The 14,432-nt window shown below is 72.8% G+C and carries 11 protein-coding genes and 1 pseudogene; 2 read left to right on the top strand and 10 right to left on the bottom strand.

What is annotated here, in order from left to right:
- Position 1: 1 nt before the first annotated feature.
- The 7 genes from pcaDC to IE269_RS21230 are packed head-to-tail and all read right to left on the bottom strand — an operon-like array spanning position 2 to position 6,680.
- On the bottom strand, positions 2-1,234 hold the full coding sequence (pcaDC, locus tag IE269_RS21260; RefSeq protein ID WP_189824616.1) for a bifunctional 3-oxoadipate enol-lactonase/4-carboxymuconolactone decarboxylase PcaDC: 1,233 nt from the start codon (positions 1,232-1,234) through the stop codon (positions 2-4).
- Positions 1,231-2,721, bottom strand: coding sequence for a 3-carboxy-cis,cis-muconate cycloisomerase (gene pcaB / locus IE269_RS21255; RefSeq protein WP_189824615.1), 1,491 nt, complete (start codon positions 2,719-2,721; stop codon positions 1,231-1,233). The genes pcaDC and pcaB overlap by 4 nt, the downstream gene beginning before the upstream one ends.
- Complete coding sequence (pcaG, locus tag IE269_RS21250; RefSeq protein ID WP_189824614.1) at positions 2,708-3,271, bottom strand: protocatechuate 3,4-dioxygenase subunit alpha; 564 nt, start codon at positions 3,269-3,271, stop codon at positions 2,708-2,710. Before pcaG ends, pcaB begins: the two co-directional genes overlap by 14 nt.
- The gene (pcaH, locus tag IE269_RS21245) at positions 3,271-4,053 is read right to left on the bottom strand and encodes a protocatechuate 3,4-dioxygenase subunit beta (RefSeq protein ID WP_189824613.1); all 783 of its coding nucleotides are present in this window, start codon (positions 4,051-4,053) and stop codon (positions 3,271-3,273) included. The genes pcaG and pcaH overlap by 1 nt, the downstream gene beginning before the upstream one ends.
- A gap of 7 nt (positions 4,054-4,060) precedes the next feature.
- On the bottom strand, positions 4,061-5,248 hold the full coding sequence (locus tag IE269_RS21240) for a thiolase family protein (RefSeq protein WP_189824612.1): 1,188 nt from the start codon (positions 5,246-5,248) through the stop codon (positions 4,061-4,063).
- Positions 5,245-5,901, bottom strand: a complete 657-nt coding sequence (locus tag IE269_RS21235; protein ID WP_189824611.1) for a CoA transferase subunit B — start codon at positions 5,899-5,901, stop codon at positions 5,245-5,247. Before IE269_RS21235 ends, IE269_RS21240 begins: the two co-directional genes overlap by 4 nt.
- Positions 5,898-6,680, bottom strand: coding sequence for a CoA transferase subunit A (locus IE269_RS21230; RefSeq protein ID WP_189824610.1), 783 nt, complete (start codon positions 6,678-6,680; stop codon positions 5,898-5,900). The genes IE269_RS21235 and IE269_RS21230 overlap by 4 nt, the downstream gene beginning before the upstream one ends.
- Positions 6,681-6,844: 164 nt before the next feature.
- On the opposite strand from IE269_RS21230, the gene IE269_RS21225 reads away from it, so the two are divergent.
- Both IE269_RS21225 and IE269_RS21220 read left to right on the top strand, forming a co-directional pair.
- A complete protein-coding gene (locus IE269_RS21225; RefSeq protein ID WP_438817596.1) occupies positions 6,845-8,515 on the top strand; it encodes an IclR family transcriptional regulator domain-containing protein in 1,671 nt (556 codons plus the stop codon).
- Between the two features lie 162 nt (positions 8,516-8,677).
- Entirely contained in the window at positions 8,678-10,567 is a 1,890-nt protein-coding gene (locus IE269_RS21220; RefSeq protein WP_189824608.1) for a CASTOR/POLLUX-related putative ion channel, read from the top strand.
- An 89-nt stretch (positions 10,568-10,656) separates the two neighbouring features.
- Here the strand turns inward: IE269_RS21220 and IE269_RS43795 are convergent.
- From IE269_RS43795 to IE269_RS21205, 3 genes and pseudogenes are all read right to left on the bottom strand, one after another.
- Positions 10,657-11,394: pseudogene (locus IE269_RS43795) on the bottom strand (bestrophin-like domain).
- Positions 11,395-11,904: 510 nt separating this feature from the next.
- A complete protein-coding gene (locus tag IE269_RS21210; RefSeq protein WP_189824730.1) occupies positions 11,905-12,543 on the bottom strand; it encodes a response regulator in 639 nt (212 codons plus the stop codon).
- A gap of 72 nt (positions 12,544-12,615) precedes the next feature.
- Positions 12,616-14,385, bottom strand: a complete 1,770-nt coding sequence (locus IE269_RS21205; RefSeq protein WP_229897969.1) for a sensor histidine kinase — start codon at positions 14,383-14,385, stop codon at positions 12,616-12,618.
- Between the last annotated feature and the right edge of the window lie 47 nt (positions 14,386-14,432).

Here is a 14,432-nt window from a genome sequence, read left to right as displayed (position 1 = left end):
GTCAGTTGTCCGTTTCGCTGATGGCGTCTGCGGTGGCTTCTGAGGTGGCTTCTGCTGCGATGTCGTCCAGGACGCGCTGGGCGATGCCGAAGGCGGAGTTGGCTGCCGGTACGCCGCAGTAGACGGCGGACTGGAGGAGGACTTCGCCGATCTCGTCGGGGCTGAGCCCGTTGCGGAGGGCGGCCCGTACGTGCATGGCCAGCTCGTCGTGGTGTCCGCCCGCGACGAGGGCGGTGAGGGTGATGCAGCTGCGGGTGCGCCGGTCGAGGGTGTCGCCGGTCCAGATCTCGCCCCAGGCGTACCGGGTGATGAAGTCCTGGAAGCGGGCGGTGAGGGGGGTGGTGCGGGCGACGGCACGGTCCACGTGGGCGTCACCGAGCACGGCCCGCCGGACGCGCATCCCGTCGGCGTGGGCCCGCCGGGCGGTGCGGTCGCCCGTGGAAGCGGTCCCGGAGGGTGCGACGGCGCCCGAAGTCCCCAAGTGGCCCTGGAGCGGCGCCAGTACGGCGTCCGGGCGCTCCACCCCCGCCAGATGTGCGGCATGCGGGAGCTCGACCAGGGTCGCGTCGGGAATCGAGTCCGTGAGCAGGCGGGCGTCGGCGGGCGGGGTCGCGGCGTCGGCGCGCCCGGTGATCACCAGGGTCGGGGCGGTGATCTTGCCGAGGTCGTCGCGCAGGTCGAAGGCGGCGAGGGCGTCGCAGCACGCGGCGTACGCGGCCGGGTCGACGGTGCGCTGCGCCTCGGCCAGCTCCGTGGCGGCCGGCCCCTGGAAGCCGGGGGTGAACCAGCGTCCGGGCGCGGTCGCCACCAGTGGCTCCATGCCTTCGCGGCGCACCAGCGCGGCCCGCTGCTGCCACGCCTCGGGCGTCCCGAAGCGGGCCGCCGTGCAGACGAGGGCGAGCCGCTCGACCCGCTCGGGGTGGTGCACGGCGAGCCACGACCCGACGGCTCCGCCGAGCGAGATCCCGGCGTACGAGAACCGTTCGACGCCGAGCGCGTCGGCGAGCCCGAGCACGAGCCGCCCGAGGTCGGCGACCTCCGCCCCGGCCTCGATGAGCTGCGCGGCGGACCCGCCGTGTCCGGGCAGATCCCACCGGATGACGCGGAACTCACCTGCCAGGGCGCGGACTTGGGGTTCCCAGACTCGCAGGGAGGTGCCGAGGGAGGGCCCGAGGAGGAGCGGCGGGGCGTCGGCGGGGCCGTCGGTGCGGTGGTGGAGGAGGGGTTGGTTCATCGGGGGTCCTGGAGGGGGGTGCGGGGGTGGCGGGCGAGGGGGTGCCGGGCGAGGGCCCGGTCGACGAGTTCGGGGGCGGAGCCCAGGTACTGGGTGGGGTCGGCCAGGTCGCGCAGGCGGGCGAGTGCGGTCCGGTGCGCGTCGGAAGCCTGGGTCGCGGCGGCCGGACCTGTCCCGTCCGGCGGTGCACCTGCGGCGTCCCGGGGTGCAGCCCCGGCGAGCGCCGCCACGACCGCTGGCTGCTCCGCGAGCGCCTCCGCCAGGTCCGTGCCGTGTTCCACGGCGTGCGCGGTGGCCCGCGACAGGGCCTGTTTGGCCTCCGCCCGGCCGAGCAGCGGGGCCAGTGCCGCACTCAGTCGTTCCGAGGCGATCAGGCCGTTCGTACGGTCGAGATGGGCCCGCATGCGTGCCGTGTGGACCGTCAGCCCCCCGGCGAGTTCCGCCGCGTCGCGCGCCGCGCCGCCCGTGAGGCGCAGGGCGTCGCGCAGGGGCTGCCACTCCGCGTGCCAGGCCCCGGCGGGGCGTTCGTCCTCGGCGGCGAGGGAGGCGTACAACACCCCTGTCAGCGCGGGCACTTGACGGGCGGTGGCCGCGATGAGCGTGGCTCGCACCGGATTGCTCTTGTGCGGCATCGCGGACGAACCCCCGCCGGCGCCCTCCGCGAGTTCGCCGATCTCGGTGCGGGAGAGGACCAGGACGTCGGCGGCGATCTTGCCCAGTGCACCCGCCGTGAAGGCGAGCGCGCCCGCCAGGTCCGCGACCGGTGTACGGAGGGTGTGCCAGGGCAGGTCGGGCACGGCCAGGCCGAGCTCGGCCGCGTACGCCGAAACGAGGTCGAGCGGTGCCGCAGGACCGTACTCACCGAAGGCGGCCAAGGTGCCTGCCGCTCCGCCCAGTTGGGCCGGGAGCGACTCGCGGACCGCCGACAGTCGGTCGTGGGCGTCCAGGACGAGCGAGCGCCACCCGGCGGCCTTCAGCCCGAAGGTGGTCGGCACGGCGTGCTGGGTGAGGGTGCGGCCCGCCATGGGTGAAGTGCGGTGCTGTGCCGCGAGGGCGCCCAGCGAGGCGGCCGTGGCGTCCAGGTCGGCGAGGACATGGTCCAGCGTGCGTACCGCGACCAGCATGAGGGCGGTGTCGAGAATGTCCTGACTGGTCGCCCCCCGATGCACGAACTCGGCCTCAGCAGCAGACACTTGGGCCACTCGTGCGGTCAGGTCGGCGATCAGCGGGATGACCGGGTTGCCGCCCGCCCGTGCCCGCAGCGCCAGGTCGCGTGCGTCGTAACGGTCCGCGTCGGCCGCCTCCGTCACCGTCGCCGCGGCGCTCGCTGGGGCCGCCCCGACCCGGGCCTGCGCCCGCGTCAGTGCGGCTTCGGCGTCGAGGAGGGCCTGGAGGAAGGCCCGGTCGCCGGTCTCGGCCTCGGCGGCGCTGCCGACCGCACCGGGCGAGAAGAGGCCGGCCGACGCGAAGGGCTCACCGGAAGTCAAGGAACACCGTCTCCCGCTCCCCCTGCACCCGGATGTCGAAGCGCCGCAGCCCGTCCGACTCGGGCACCGCGAGCAGCGTCGCCCGGCGGGCGGCGGGCAGCTCGGCGAGCGGGCCCGCCGGGATGTCGTCCGTGAAGTAGGCCCGGGTGTAGAGGTGATGCATCAGGCCGCGCGCGAACACGCACACCGAGAGGTACGGGGTGGCGTCAGGCGGCGTCAGCGTGCGCACCGCCCAGTAGCCGTCCGCGTCCGTCGCGACCCGGCCGAAGCCGGTGAAGTCGACGCCGTTGCGGCCGAGGAAGCCGCCGGTCACCGGGTCGCGGCGAAGCGATCCGGGAAGTCCCGCGAGGGAGCCGTCGGGAGCGGCCTGCCAGGTCTCGATCACAGCGTCGGGGATCGGGTCGCCGTTGCCGTCGCGTACGTAGCCGTGGACGGTGACCGTGTCCGGGTGGCCCGCCGGGGCGATGTCGCCGCCTCCGGTGAAGGGCAGCGCGTAGCCGTAGAAGGGGCCGACCGTCTGGGAGGGGGTCGGGGGGAGGACGCCGGGCATCAGTGGTTCTCCTCGGGGTCGGGCAGCGTGGCGGCGGGGCCGTCCAGGACGATGTCCCAGCGGTAGCCGAGCGACCATTCGGGGCGCGAGAGGGAGTGGTCGTAGGCGGCGACGAGGCGGTCCCGGGCGGCCTGGTCGGTGACCGACTGGAGGATCGGGTCGTACGGGAAGAGCGGGTCGCCGGGGAAGTACATCTGGGTGACCAGGCGCTGGGTGAAGGCCGTCCCGAAGAGGGAGAAGTGGATGTGCGCGGGCCGCCAGGCGTTGAGGTGGTTGCGCCAGGGGTACGCGCCGGGCTTGACCGTGGTGAAGGAGTACTGGCCCTGATCATCCGTCAGGCAGCGCCCCACACCGGTGAAGTTGGGGTCGAGCGGGGCGGGGTGCTGGTCGCGCTGGTGCGCGTACCGGCCCGACGCGTTGGCCTGCCACAGCTCGACGAGCTGGCCGCGTACGGGGCGGCCGTGCCGGTCCAGGACGCGTCCGGTGACGGTGATGCGCTCGCCGAGCGGCTCCCCCGCGTGCTGGCGGGTGAGGTCGGCGTCGAGGTCGGTGACGTCGGTGACGCCGAAGACGGGGCCGTGGAGTTCGGCGGCCTCCGGGTCGCCGTCCACCGCGATCAGCGGCTGCTGCGGGTGGCGCAGGATGCTGCTGCGGTACGGGGTGAAGTCGCGCGGCGGGTGGTGCGGGGCCCGAGCGCCCTCCGCGACGGCCTTGGCGACGGCCTCGTGCCGCTCGGCTATCTCGGCACTGATGTGATCTTGCGTCAGTTCGGCGGAGCTCAAGGGGTGTTCACCTTTCCAGTACGAGTGCGAGGCCCTGCCCGACGCCGATGCACAGGGTGGCGATCCCGGTGCCGGAGCCTGCTGCGGCGAGCTGGTGGGCGACGGCTCCGGCGATGCGGGCGCCGGACGCGCCGAGGGGGTGGCCGACGGCGAGGGCGCCGCCGCGCGGGTTGACGACGGCGGGGTCCAGGCCGGGCCACTGGGAGAGGCAGGCGAGGGCCTGCGCGGCGAAGGCTTCGTTCAGCTCGACGACGTCGAGGTCGCCCAGGCCGCGACCGGCCTTCTTCAGGGCGCGGTGGACCGCCTCGACGGGGCCCGCGCCGAAGAACTGCGGCTCGATGCCGGTGACGGCGGAGGCGCTGATGCGGGCGAGGGGCTCGCGGCCGGTGGCGCGCAGTCCGTCCTCGTCGACGAGGAGCAGGGCGGCGGCGCCGTCGTTGAGCGGGGAGGAGTTCCCTGCGGTGACGGTGCCGCCCTTACGGAAGACGGGCTTGAGTTTGGCGAGCGCCTCGATGGTGGAGGTCTCGCGGATGCACTCGTCGCGGGCGAGGTCGACGCCTTCGACGGGGACGACCTCGCCGTCGTACAGTCCGTTCTGCCAGGCAGCGGCAGCCTTCTGATGACTCGTCAGAGCGAAGGCGTCCTGCGCCTCCCGCGTGACGGAGTACCGGTCCGCGACCAGCTCCGCCCCCTCCCCCAGCGCGACCGTCCACTCCTCGGGCATGCGCGGGTTGGTCATCCGCCAGCCGAGGGTGGTGGAGTACATCTGCTGGTGCCCGGCGGGGAAGGCGCGCTCCGGCTTGGGCAGCACCCAGGGGGCTCGGCTCATGGACTCGACGCCGCCCGCGACCGCGACGGAGGCGTCCCCGACCGCGATGGCGCGGGCCGCCTGGATCACGGCCTCCATGCCGGAACCGCAGAGCCGGTTGACGGTGACGCCCGGCACGGTGACCGGGAGTCCGGCGAGCAGGACGGCCATGCGGGCGACGTCCCGGTTCTCCTCGCCCGCGCCGTTGGCGTTGCCGAAGAAGACGTCGTCGATCCGGGCCGGGTCCAAGTCCGGTGTACGGGCGACCAACTGGCGCAGCACGGTCGCGGCGAGGTCGTCGGGCCGGACACCCGCGAGGGCGCCGCCGTACTTGCCGACCGGGGTGCGGACCGCGTCCACCACGTACACGTCACGAAGCGTCGTCATCGCGCCACGACCTCTCCGCGGGCGACGAGGGCGACGGGTGCGCCCGTCTTCTCGATGAGTTCCTCGGCACTGACGCCCGGCGCGGTCTCCACCAGCACCAGTCCGGCGTCGGTGACGTCCAGGACGCCGAGGTCGGTGATGATGCGGTGCACGCACGCCTTGCCGGTGAGCGGCAGAGTGCATTCGCCCACGATCTTCGGGGTGCCGTCCTTGGCGGTGTGGTCGGTGAGGACGATGACCCGGCGGGCTCCGTGGACGAGGTCCATGGCCCCGCCCATCCCCTTGATCATCTTGCCGGGGATGGACCAGTTGGCGAGGTCGCCGCCGGCCGAGACCTGCATGGCGCCGAGGATCGCGGTGTCGATGTGGCCGCCCCGGATCATCCCGAAGGAGAGGGCGGAGTCGAAGAAGGAGGAGCCGGGCAGGACGGTGACCGTCTCCTTGCCCGCGTTGATCAGGTCCGGGTCGACCTCGGACTCCGTCGGGTACGGACCGACGCCGAGCAGTCCGTTCTCGGAGTGCAGGACGACGTCGATGTCCTCGGGCAGGTAGTTCGGGACAAGGGTCGGCAGGCCGATGCCCAGGTTCACGTAGCTGCCGTCGGTCAGTTCGGCGGCGGCGCGGGCGGCCATCTCCGTGCGGGTCCAGCTCATGAGCGTACGGTCCCTCGTGCCGGAGGCGCGGAAATCATGCGCCGTTCGATGGCCTTGTCGGCGGCCTGCTCCGGGGTCAGCTCCACGACGCGCTGCACGAAGACGCCGGGGACATGCACCGCGTCGGGGTCGAGCGTGCCCGGTTCGACGAGTTCTTCGACCTCGGCGATCGTGATGCGTCCGGCCATGGCGGAGAGCGGGTTGAAGTTCCGTGCCGAGCGGCGGAAGACGAGGTTGCCGTGCCGGTCGCCCTTCCAGGCCCGTACGAGCGCGAAGTCGGTGCGGATGCCGCGCTCCATGACGTACTCCTGGCCGTCGAAGGTGCGCACCTCCTTGGCCGGGGACGGCACCGCGACCGAACCGTCTGCTGCGTAGCGCCAGGGCAGGCCGCCGTCGGCGACCTGGGTGCCGACTCCGGCGGGGGTGAAGAAGGCGGGGATGCCCGCGCCGCCCGCGCGCAGCCGCTCGGCGAGGGTGCCCTGCGGGACGAGTTCGACCTCCAGTTCGCCGCCGAGGTACTGGCGGGCGAACTCCTTGTTCTCGCCGACGTAGGAGCCGGTGACGCGGACGATGCGGCCGGCGGCGAGCAGGATGCCCAGGCCACCGCCGTCGACGCCGCAGTTGTTGGAGACGACGCTCAAGTCCCCGGGTCCGGCGTCGTAGAGCGCCTGGATCAGCACGTTCGGCACGCCGCTGAGTCCGAAGCCGCCGACCGCGAGGGAGGCTCCGGCGGGGATGTCGGCGACCGCTTCGGCGGCGGTGGCCCTGACCTTGTCCATGAAGGAATTCCTGACCCCAGGCTGTTCGCCTGATGAACTAGAGTTCACACTTGACTCGCCCAGAGTCTGCGTCGACCCGTCCGGCCTGTCAATGCCCCACCGCCCGGGGGCGGGGTCCGGCTACGGTTGCCCCCAAGATCAGCCACGGAGAGCCGATGCCCGACATGAACACGACCACCCCGGCCCAGCAGGCCCCCGCCGAAGCCCCCGCCGAGGCCGTCGGCCCGCTGCTGCGCGGCATCGAGGTGCTGCGCCGCCTCACCGACGCGGGCGGACGGCTGAGCCTGGGCGATCTCGTACGGTCGACCGGCCTGGCCCGCTCCACCGTCGACCGGATCACCCAGACCCTGGCCCGCATGGGGTACGTGCGCCTCGACGGCCGGGACGCCGCCCTCGCCCCGCGCCTGATGGAGCTGGGCAACGCCTATCTGTCCGCGCTGCGGATCCCCGACCTGCTCGGCCCGCAAGCCGAGCAGCTGGCCGACGCGCTGGACGAGTCGGTGTCGCTGGCCGTGCCCGACCGCGACGGCATCCGTTTCGTGCACCAGTCGACGCGACGGCGCGCGATGTCGCTCAGCTTCCGCATCGGCGACCTGCTGCCCGCCGAACGGACCGCACCCGGCGCCCTGTTCGCCGCCGACTGGGACGAGGAGGCGTGGGCCCGCTGGCGCGAGCGCCGGCAGGCCGATCCGCAGGGGCTCGGCTTCCTGGCCGTACCACCCCTTCAACAGGCCCCCGACGAGGCGCACTTCACCGAGCGCTCCCGGCAGGCGGAGGCTCAAGGCTGGGCCCTGGACGACCAGTTGATCGAGCCGGGCCTGGTCGCGCTCGCGCTTCCCGTACGGGATGCGGACGGGCGGCCGGTGTGCGCGGTGAGCGTGGTCAGCCACACCAGCAGGCACAGCGCCGCCTCGCTGCGCAAGGCCGTGCTGCCCCGGCTGCGGGCGACCGTGGCACGGATGGAGCGGGAACTGCGCGAGGCGCCCGCCGAGGAGCCCGCCACGTCCGTTGCCCCGCTGGCGAGTTGGACCGGTGCGTCGAAGCAGGAACTGGGCGCGGGATTCGTGGAGTCGCTGGCGCGCGGGCTGACCGTGCTGACGGCATTCGGCGCGGGGCGCCGGGAGCTGACCCTGACGGGTGTCGCCGAGGCCTGCGGTCTGGCGCGGGCGACGGCACGGCGCGCGCTGATCACCTTCGTGCACCTGGGATACGTGGAGGCGCACGACGGACTGTTCGGGCCGACGCCGCAGGTGCTGGGGCTCGGCTTCCCGCCGCTGTCACGCCTCACATTGCCGCAGATCGCGGAGCCCCATCTGACGGAGCTGGCCCAGCGGGTGCACGACTCGACGTCCCTGTCCGTGCTGACCGGCACGGAGATCCAGTACACGGCCCGGGTCGCCACCAGCCGCGTGATGAACGTCAACATCACGGTGGGCACCCGCTTCCCCGCGTACGCGACCTCCATGGGCCGGGTCCTGCTGGCCGACCTGCCCGAGGACGAGCGGGCGCGGCGGCTCTCGGAGTCCGCGCCGCAGCCGCTGACCCGGCACACGGTGACCTCCGCCGAAAAGCTGGCCGGCGTGCTGGAGCGGGTGCGCAGGGACCGGTTCGCCATGACGGACGGCGAGCTGGAGGAGGGCCTGCGCTCGGTGGCGGTGCCCGTCCGGGACCGTACGGGACGGGCGGTGGCGGCCGTGAACGTCGCGATGCACAGCAGCCGGCGCACCGCCGCGCAGGTCCGCACCGATGTGCTTCCGGCGCTGCGGGCGGTGGCCTCGGGAATCGAGGAGGACCTCGCACAGACCGGCAGGTTCACCCGTACGGCGGCTTGCTGAACCCCCCGGGGAGCGGCTGCGGGAATGCACCCGAATGGTCGCGCAGCCCGTCCGGGACGGCTGCGGCGACCCCGCTCCCGGTGGAGGATCGGGAACACATGGGCGATTTGTCCGTGTGCCGTTCTGGTCCCGTTCTGCACGTTCCCGGAGGTGAGATGCGGCATGGCCCGCACTTCTGCCGTCAGACCCCGGCTTCGGTACTGGTTCGACAACACCATGACCCGCGGCACCCCGGCCCTGATCGGCTGGCTGTCCCTGATCTGCCTGGCGATCGTCGTCCCGGTGAGCGCCCTGCTGGTCTGGGCCGACACCGGACGGCCCACCACGCTCCAGAACCAGCTCGCGGAGATCTGGAAGAACGTCAGCACGGCGTTCAAACTGGGCGGCGCGGTCGGCACGCCGGTGTTCGTGGCGCTGTCGATCCTGCTCGCGCTGGTGGGGCTGTTCTTCGCGAGCAGCCTGGTCGGGCTGATCGCTGCGGGCGTCAACCGCAAGATCCTGGACCTGCGCCAGGGCAGGTCCATGGTCCTCGAAGACCACCACACCGTGGTCCTGGGCTGGTCGGAGCAGGTCTACCCAGTGATCAAGGAGTTGGCGGAGGCCAACGCCAACCAGCGTCGGTCGTCCATCGCGATCCTCGCCCCCAAGGACAAGGTCGAGATGGAGGAGCTGATCCGGGCCCGGGTGCCGAGCACCGGCCGCACCCGGGTGATCTGCCGCACCGGAAGCCCCGTCGACCCGGCCGACATCGAGCGGGTCAACCCGCAAGGTGCGCGGGCGGTGATCGTGCTGACGCCGGGCGGCGAGGACGGCGACGCCGACATCGTGAAGACCCTGCTGGCCGTCACCAAGAGCCCCGGCATGCAGGACCGGCCACAGCACCTGCTGGCCGCCGTGCAGGACGTACGCAACCGGGACGCGGCGCGGCTCGCGGCGGGCGCCGGGGCCTGCGTGCTGAGCATCGACGACATCGCGGCCCGCCTCATCGTGCAGACCTGCCGCCAGCCGGGCCTGTCGGTGGTCTACACGGACCTCCTCACCTACGAGGACAACGAGTTCTACATCACGCCCGAGCCGAAGCTCGCGGGCCGCACCTACGCCGAGGCGCTCATGTCGTACGCGACGTCCTCGGTGATCGGCCTGCGCAGGGCCGACGGCACCCTGGAGCTGAACCCGCCCTCCGAGACCCGTATCCACGAGGGCGACGAGATCGTCGCGATCTCCTGGGACGACGACACGATCGTCCTCTCCGACCACCGGTGGACGATCGACCGGGCGGCGATCGTCACCCCGGCCCCGCGCCCCGCGCGGCCGGAGCGCACCCTGATGCTGGGCTGGAACCGGCGGGCCACGACCGTCATCACGGAGCTGGACCAGTACGTCGCCGACGGCTCGGTGATCGACGTGGTCGCCCGGGAGCCGGAGCTCGCCGAGACCGTGCGGACCGTGCCGCGGGGGCGCGGCGCGCTGACCGCGGAGTTCCGCATCGGCGACGTGACGGAGCCGGACGTCCTGCGCGGCCTGGACCTCGCTTCGTACGACCACGTGATCGTGCTCAGCGACGACGCCGACGGCACGATGGGGCTGCGCGCCGACAACCGCACCCTGGTGACACTGCTCCAGCTGCGCAGCATCGCCGGCGGGATGGGGCGGGCGCTGCCGGTGGTGGCGGAGCTGACCGACGACCGCAACCGGGCGCTGGCACCGATCAGTGAGAGCGACGACTTCATCGTCAGCGACAAGCTGATCAGCCTGCTGATGACGCAGGTCTCGGAGAACCGGAACCTGGCCGACCTGTTCGAGTACCTCTTCCGTGCGCAGGGCAGCGAGATCTACCTCAAGCCCGCCCGGGACTACGTGGTGCTGGAGCGCGAGATGGACTTCTACACGGTGGTGGAGTCGGCCCGCCTCCAGGGGCACTCGGCGATCGGCTACCGGCGGCTCTCGGAGGCCGCGCAGCCGCCGATGTACGGCATCCATCTGAACCCGGACAAGACGGGACGGCTGCGGTTCGGCGAGGGGGACAGCGTGATCGTGATGGCGGGGAGCTGAGCGACCGGCACGCGAAGAGGGGCGGCACCGCCGATGCGGGCCGCCCCTCTTCCGTACTCCCCGCGCCTGCCGGAGAACACGGCTGCCGGCTACTTCCAGAACTGCGCCAGCGCGCCTTCCATGAACGGTGTCGGCGGCACCGCGAGGTCGCCCGCGAACGGCCGGTCCAGGGAGAGCGTGAGCAGCAGGCTCACGCCGATCAGAGCGGCGACCGAGCCGACGAACATCAGCTGGGCCTTCTTGTTGGCGATGCCCTACAGGAAGGTCAGCGGGACCATGACGAGCGCTCCGCCGTAGACCAGCACCTTCAGGAGTATCGGCAGTTCGGACTTGGAGGCGGTGATGCGGTCGCGGCGGTCGGAGACGACCTCGTCGAGGTGGGAGACGGCCTGCGCGTAGTACGCCTTCTCGGACTCGGTGGTGGGCTCGTAGTTCTGGAGGACCTTGTAGACGCCCTGGAGGGCGGTCTCGGTGGCCCGGCTGTCGGACTATCCGGCCTTCATCAGCGGCCACTGGACGTCGACGACGGCGTGCGCGTAGTCGCCGACGGCACGGACCAGTTCGGTGCGGGTCGGCTCGGGGAACGCGGCGGCGCCCCGGACGATCTCGGCCGCGTGGGTGGCCTCGTTGGCGACGATGTTCTCGGCGACTCCTATCCCCTCCCACTCGGCCACCACGACGAAGGCCAGGATGAGGCCGTAGATCGCGCCGTACATGCCGAGCAGCACACCGACCATGTCGTTGTTGCTGCCCTTGATCACCTGGGGGAACTTCCGGCGGGTGAGCATGCTGCCCAGCGCGGCGAAGGCGAAGACGCCGCCGATCATCAGTACGGCGAGACCGAGCGTACTGAGGTTGTTCAGCAGCCAGACTTCCATCGCTTCCTCGCTCCTCCCGGGACACCCGCGGCCGACCGTCGGTCCGACATGACACGGAGTGTCCGGTAGGCGCAGTCTCGAACGTGTGCGCGTCGCACGCAGTCGCTACACGGCCTGCCTCGCCCATCCGGCCGCACCGCGGGGAAACGCACCGCCGTCGGCGCGCGGCCGTCGGGTCGCTGATGGCCGACGTCGTGCAGCCGACCGTCCGTTGCGTGACGGGTGGGCGGCCCGACGGCCAGGCAGCCCGTGCAGGCCCGGTGATCGGGCAGGACGCGAAGATTCCGGATCTCAGGGCAGACCCTGATGTCAGGACCGGTCAGGCTGCCTATGGTTGCTTTCACCGGCACCGTTCCGGGGACGACGACGGGGGAAACACGGGGGATCTCGGGGGAGACGTCGTCCCGGAACGGATTGCTGGTACCTCTTCCTGCGGCCTGCTCGGGCGCGCAGACACGCTCAGGCGCGCAGATACGTGAGCACGGCCCGCACCCTGCGGTGGTCGTGCAGGTCCGTCTCCAGTGCCAGCTTGGCGAAGATGTTGCGGACGTGCGTCTCGACCGTCTTCGCGCCGATGACCAGGTGCCGGGCGATGGCGTCGTTGCTGCGCCCCTCGGCCATCAGCCCCAGCACCTCGCGCTCGCGGCCGGTCAGTTCGTCCAGCGGGCCGGGTGCGCGCGGGGCGGCCAGCAGCCGGGCCACGACCTGCGGGTCCAGGACGCTCTCCCCCGCCGCGACCCGCTTCAGGGCGCTGCCGAGTTCGTCGATGTCGGCGACGCGTTCCTTCAGCAGGTAGCCGAAGCCGCGCGGGTCGCGGGCCAGTTCGCGCACCGTGTCGGTGGTCTCGACGTACTGGGACAGCAGCAGGATGCCGGTCCCGGGGTGCTGTGCGCGGATCGCGGATGCGGCGCGCAGGCCCTCGTCGGTGTGGGTGGGCGGCATCCGGATGTCCAGGAGCACGGAGTCCGGGCGGTGCCGGTCGACGAGCGCGGGCAGCGCCTCGGCGTCGCCGAGTTCGGCGACCACCTCGAATCCCGCGTCGCCGAGGAGCCGTACGATCCCCTGCCGCAGCAGCGCCGAGTCCTCGGCCACGATCACGCGCACACCGGCCCCCTTGTGCTCCGGTCCACTGTCACGCGCACACCGGCTCCGTCCCACTCCGGCCCACTGTCATGCGCACGGCAACTCCGCCCTGATCCGGGTCCCGCCACCTGCGGGACTGTCGACGTGCAGTATCCCGTCCACGGCGGCGAGCCGGTCGGCCAGCCCCCGCAGTCCGCTCCCCGCGGCGGTGTCCGCGCCGCCGACGCCGTCGTCGACCGTCTCCACGACGAGCCGGTCGCCGGTGTGCCGGGCGGAGACGCTGACCGCGCGGGCGCGGGCGTGCTTGGCCGCGTTGGCGAGGGCCTCGCAGACGGTGAAGTACGCGGTGGACTCGACGACCGGGTCGTAGCGCCGGGGCTCGGCGGCGACCACGACGGGCACGGCGGCCTGCTGGGCGAGCGCGGTGAGCGCGGGCCCGAGCCCCTCGCGGGTGAGGACGGCGGGGTGGATGCCGTGGGCGATGCCGCGCAGTTCCTCCAGGGCGAGGGTCAGGCTCTCCTCCACCTCCGCGAGGGAGGCGCGCAGGGAGGGGTCGGGGTGGTCGGCCAGGCCCCGGTCGACACGGCGCAGCGCCATCATCGCGAAGACCAGGCGGGCCTGCGCGCCGTCGTGCAGGTCACGTTCCAGCCGGCCGCGTTCGGCGTCGGCGGCGCGCACGATGCGGGAGGTGACCTCCTTGGCCTGGGTGCGCAGCCATACGTTCTCCAGGGCCAGCCGCAGCGCCGCCCCGACCGACTCCAGCAGGGCCGGGTCCTCGGCGAGCGCCGGGTCGTGGTGCAGGAGGGCGAGCGGGGTGCCCCGGGAGGAGTCGACGCGGGTGCGCCCGGGGCCGCCGCCGCGCACGCTCTGGCCGGAGCCGTCGACGTACTCCCCCTTCTCCTCCTGCCAGACGCCGAGCCGCAGGCCCGGGTCGCCCAGCACCCGGCCGAGCGCCGCGCGCAGCTTGTCCTGGTCGGGGTCGCTGCCCAGGTCGATGACGAGGTCGCCGACCTCGGCGCGCTGGAGCCTCATCCGCAGCAGGCCGACCAGGAAGGCCACGGGGACGGCGACCTGGGTGACGTCGGAGAGCAGGAAGACCGCTTCCTGGAAGGTCCCGGCGGGCGGTGTCGGCAGGAAGAGGAGCAGCAGGTCCCAGAGCAGGAAGGCGGAGGCGATCGCGATGGCGATCCACGCGGGCAGCAGCGCCCGGCGGCGGGCCACCGAGGCATGCTGCCAGCGGCGCACGATAGCGACGACCAGCACGATCGACAGCAGCCAGCCGAGCGCCCGGTAGACGGTGTCGACCGGGGTGAAGAGGTCGTTCAGCGCGGGGACGTTCAGGAGGTTGGGCCCGCAGTCGTTGCAGGAGAGGTACGTGGCCTCCCGGGCGACGACCGCCGGGTCGTAGGTGAGGGCGCGCAGCAGGCCGCCGACGGCGACGAGTCCGTACGAGAAGACCACGAGGCGGCGGGCGAGCGCGGAGGCGAGGCGGCCGTCGGGGAAGGTGACGACGAGGTGGACGAGGACGGCCATGTTGAGCGCCTCCCACCAGGCGCCGAACGCGAAGAGCGCGGGCACGCCGGTGCCCTGGAGGTTGCCCACGAACCAGGTGATGCCCTCGGCGACCATGAGCGGTCCGGTGCGGTTGGCGGGCCGGTGCCACCAGGCGGTGAGGCCGCCGCCCGCGTAGGCGACGCCGACGGCGAGGTCCCGGGCGATGTCGCCCGCGCCGCCGCCCGCGCGGAGGTACGCCCAGGCGCCGGCGGACGCCGAGAGGGCCGCGGCGAGAGCCGCCGCGGCCATGCGTATCCGCAGGGGGCCGGGCGGGACGGGGGGTCTGTCCTGGTGCCTTTCCACGGGCCACACGGTAGGGCATCGGCGGGGCCAGGGGCCCGTCCGGGACT

The sequence above is a fragment of the Streptomyces spiroverticillatus genome, from assembly GCA_014650415.1.
Taxonomy (GTDB): domain Bacteria; phylum Actinomycetota; class Actinomycetes; order Streptomycetales; family Streptomycetaceae; genus Streptomyces; species Streptomyces spiroverticillatus.
This window is presented reverse-complemented; position numbering and strand designations above follow the sequence as displayed.

Excerpts from the sequence above, each read along its gene's own strand:
- IE269_RS21240 (WP_189824612.1), bottom strand. The coding sequence starts at position 5,248 with ATGACGACGCTTCGTGACGTGTACGTGGTGGACGCGGTCCGCACCCCG.
- IE269_RS21235 (WP_189824611.1), bottom strand. The coding sequence starts at position 5,901 with ATGAGCTGGACCCGCACGGAGATGGCCGCCCGCGCCGCCGCCGAACTG.
- pcaDC (WP_189824616.1), bottom strand. The coding sequence starts at position 1,234 with ATGAACCAACCCCTCCTCCACCACCGCACCGACGGCCCCGCCGACGCC.
- IE269_RS21230 (WP_189824610.1), bottom strand. The coding sequence starts at position 6,680 with ATGGACAAGGTCAGGGCCACCGCCGCCGAAGCGGTCGCCGACATCCCC.
- IE269_RS21225 (WP_438817596.1), top strand. The coding sequence starts at position 6,845 with ATGAACACGACCACCCCGGCCCAGCAGGCCCCCGCCGAAGCCCCCGCC.
- IE269_RS21220 (WP_189824608.1), top strand. The coding sequence starts at position 8,678 with ATGGCCCGCACTTCTGCCGTCAGACCCCGGCTTCGGTACTGGTTCGAC.
- pcaG (WP_189824614.1), bottom strand. The coding sequence starts at position 3,271 with ATGCCCGGCGTCCTCCCCCCGACCCCCTCCCAGACGGTCGGCCCCTTC.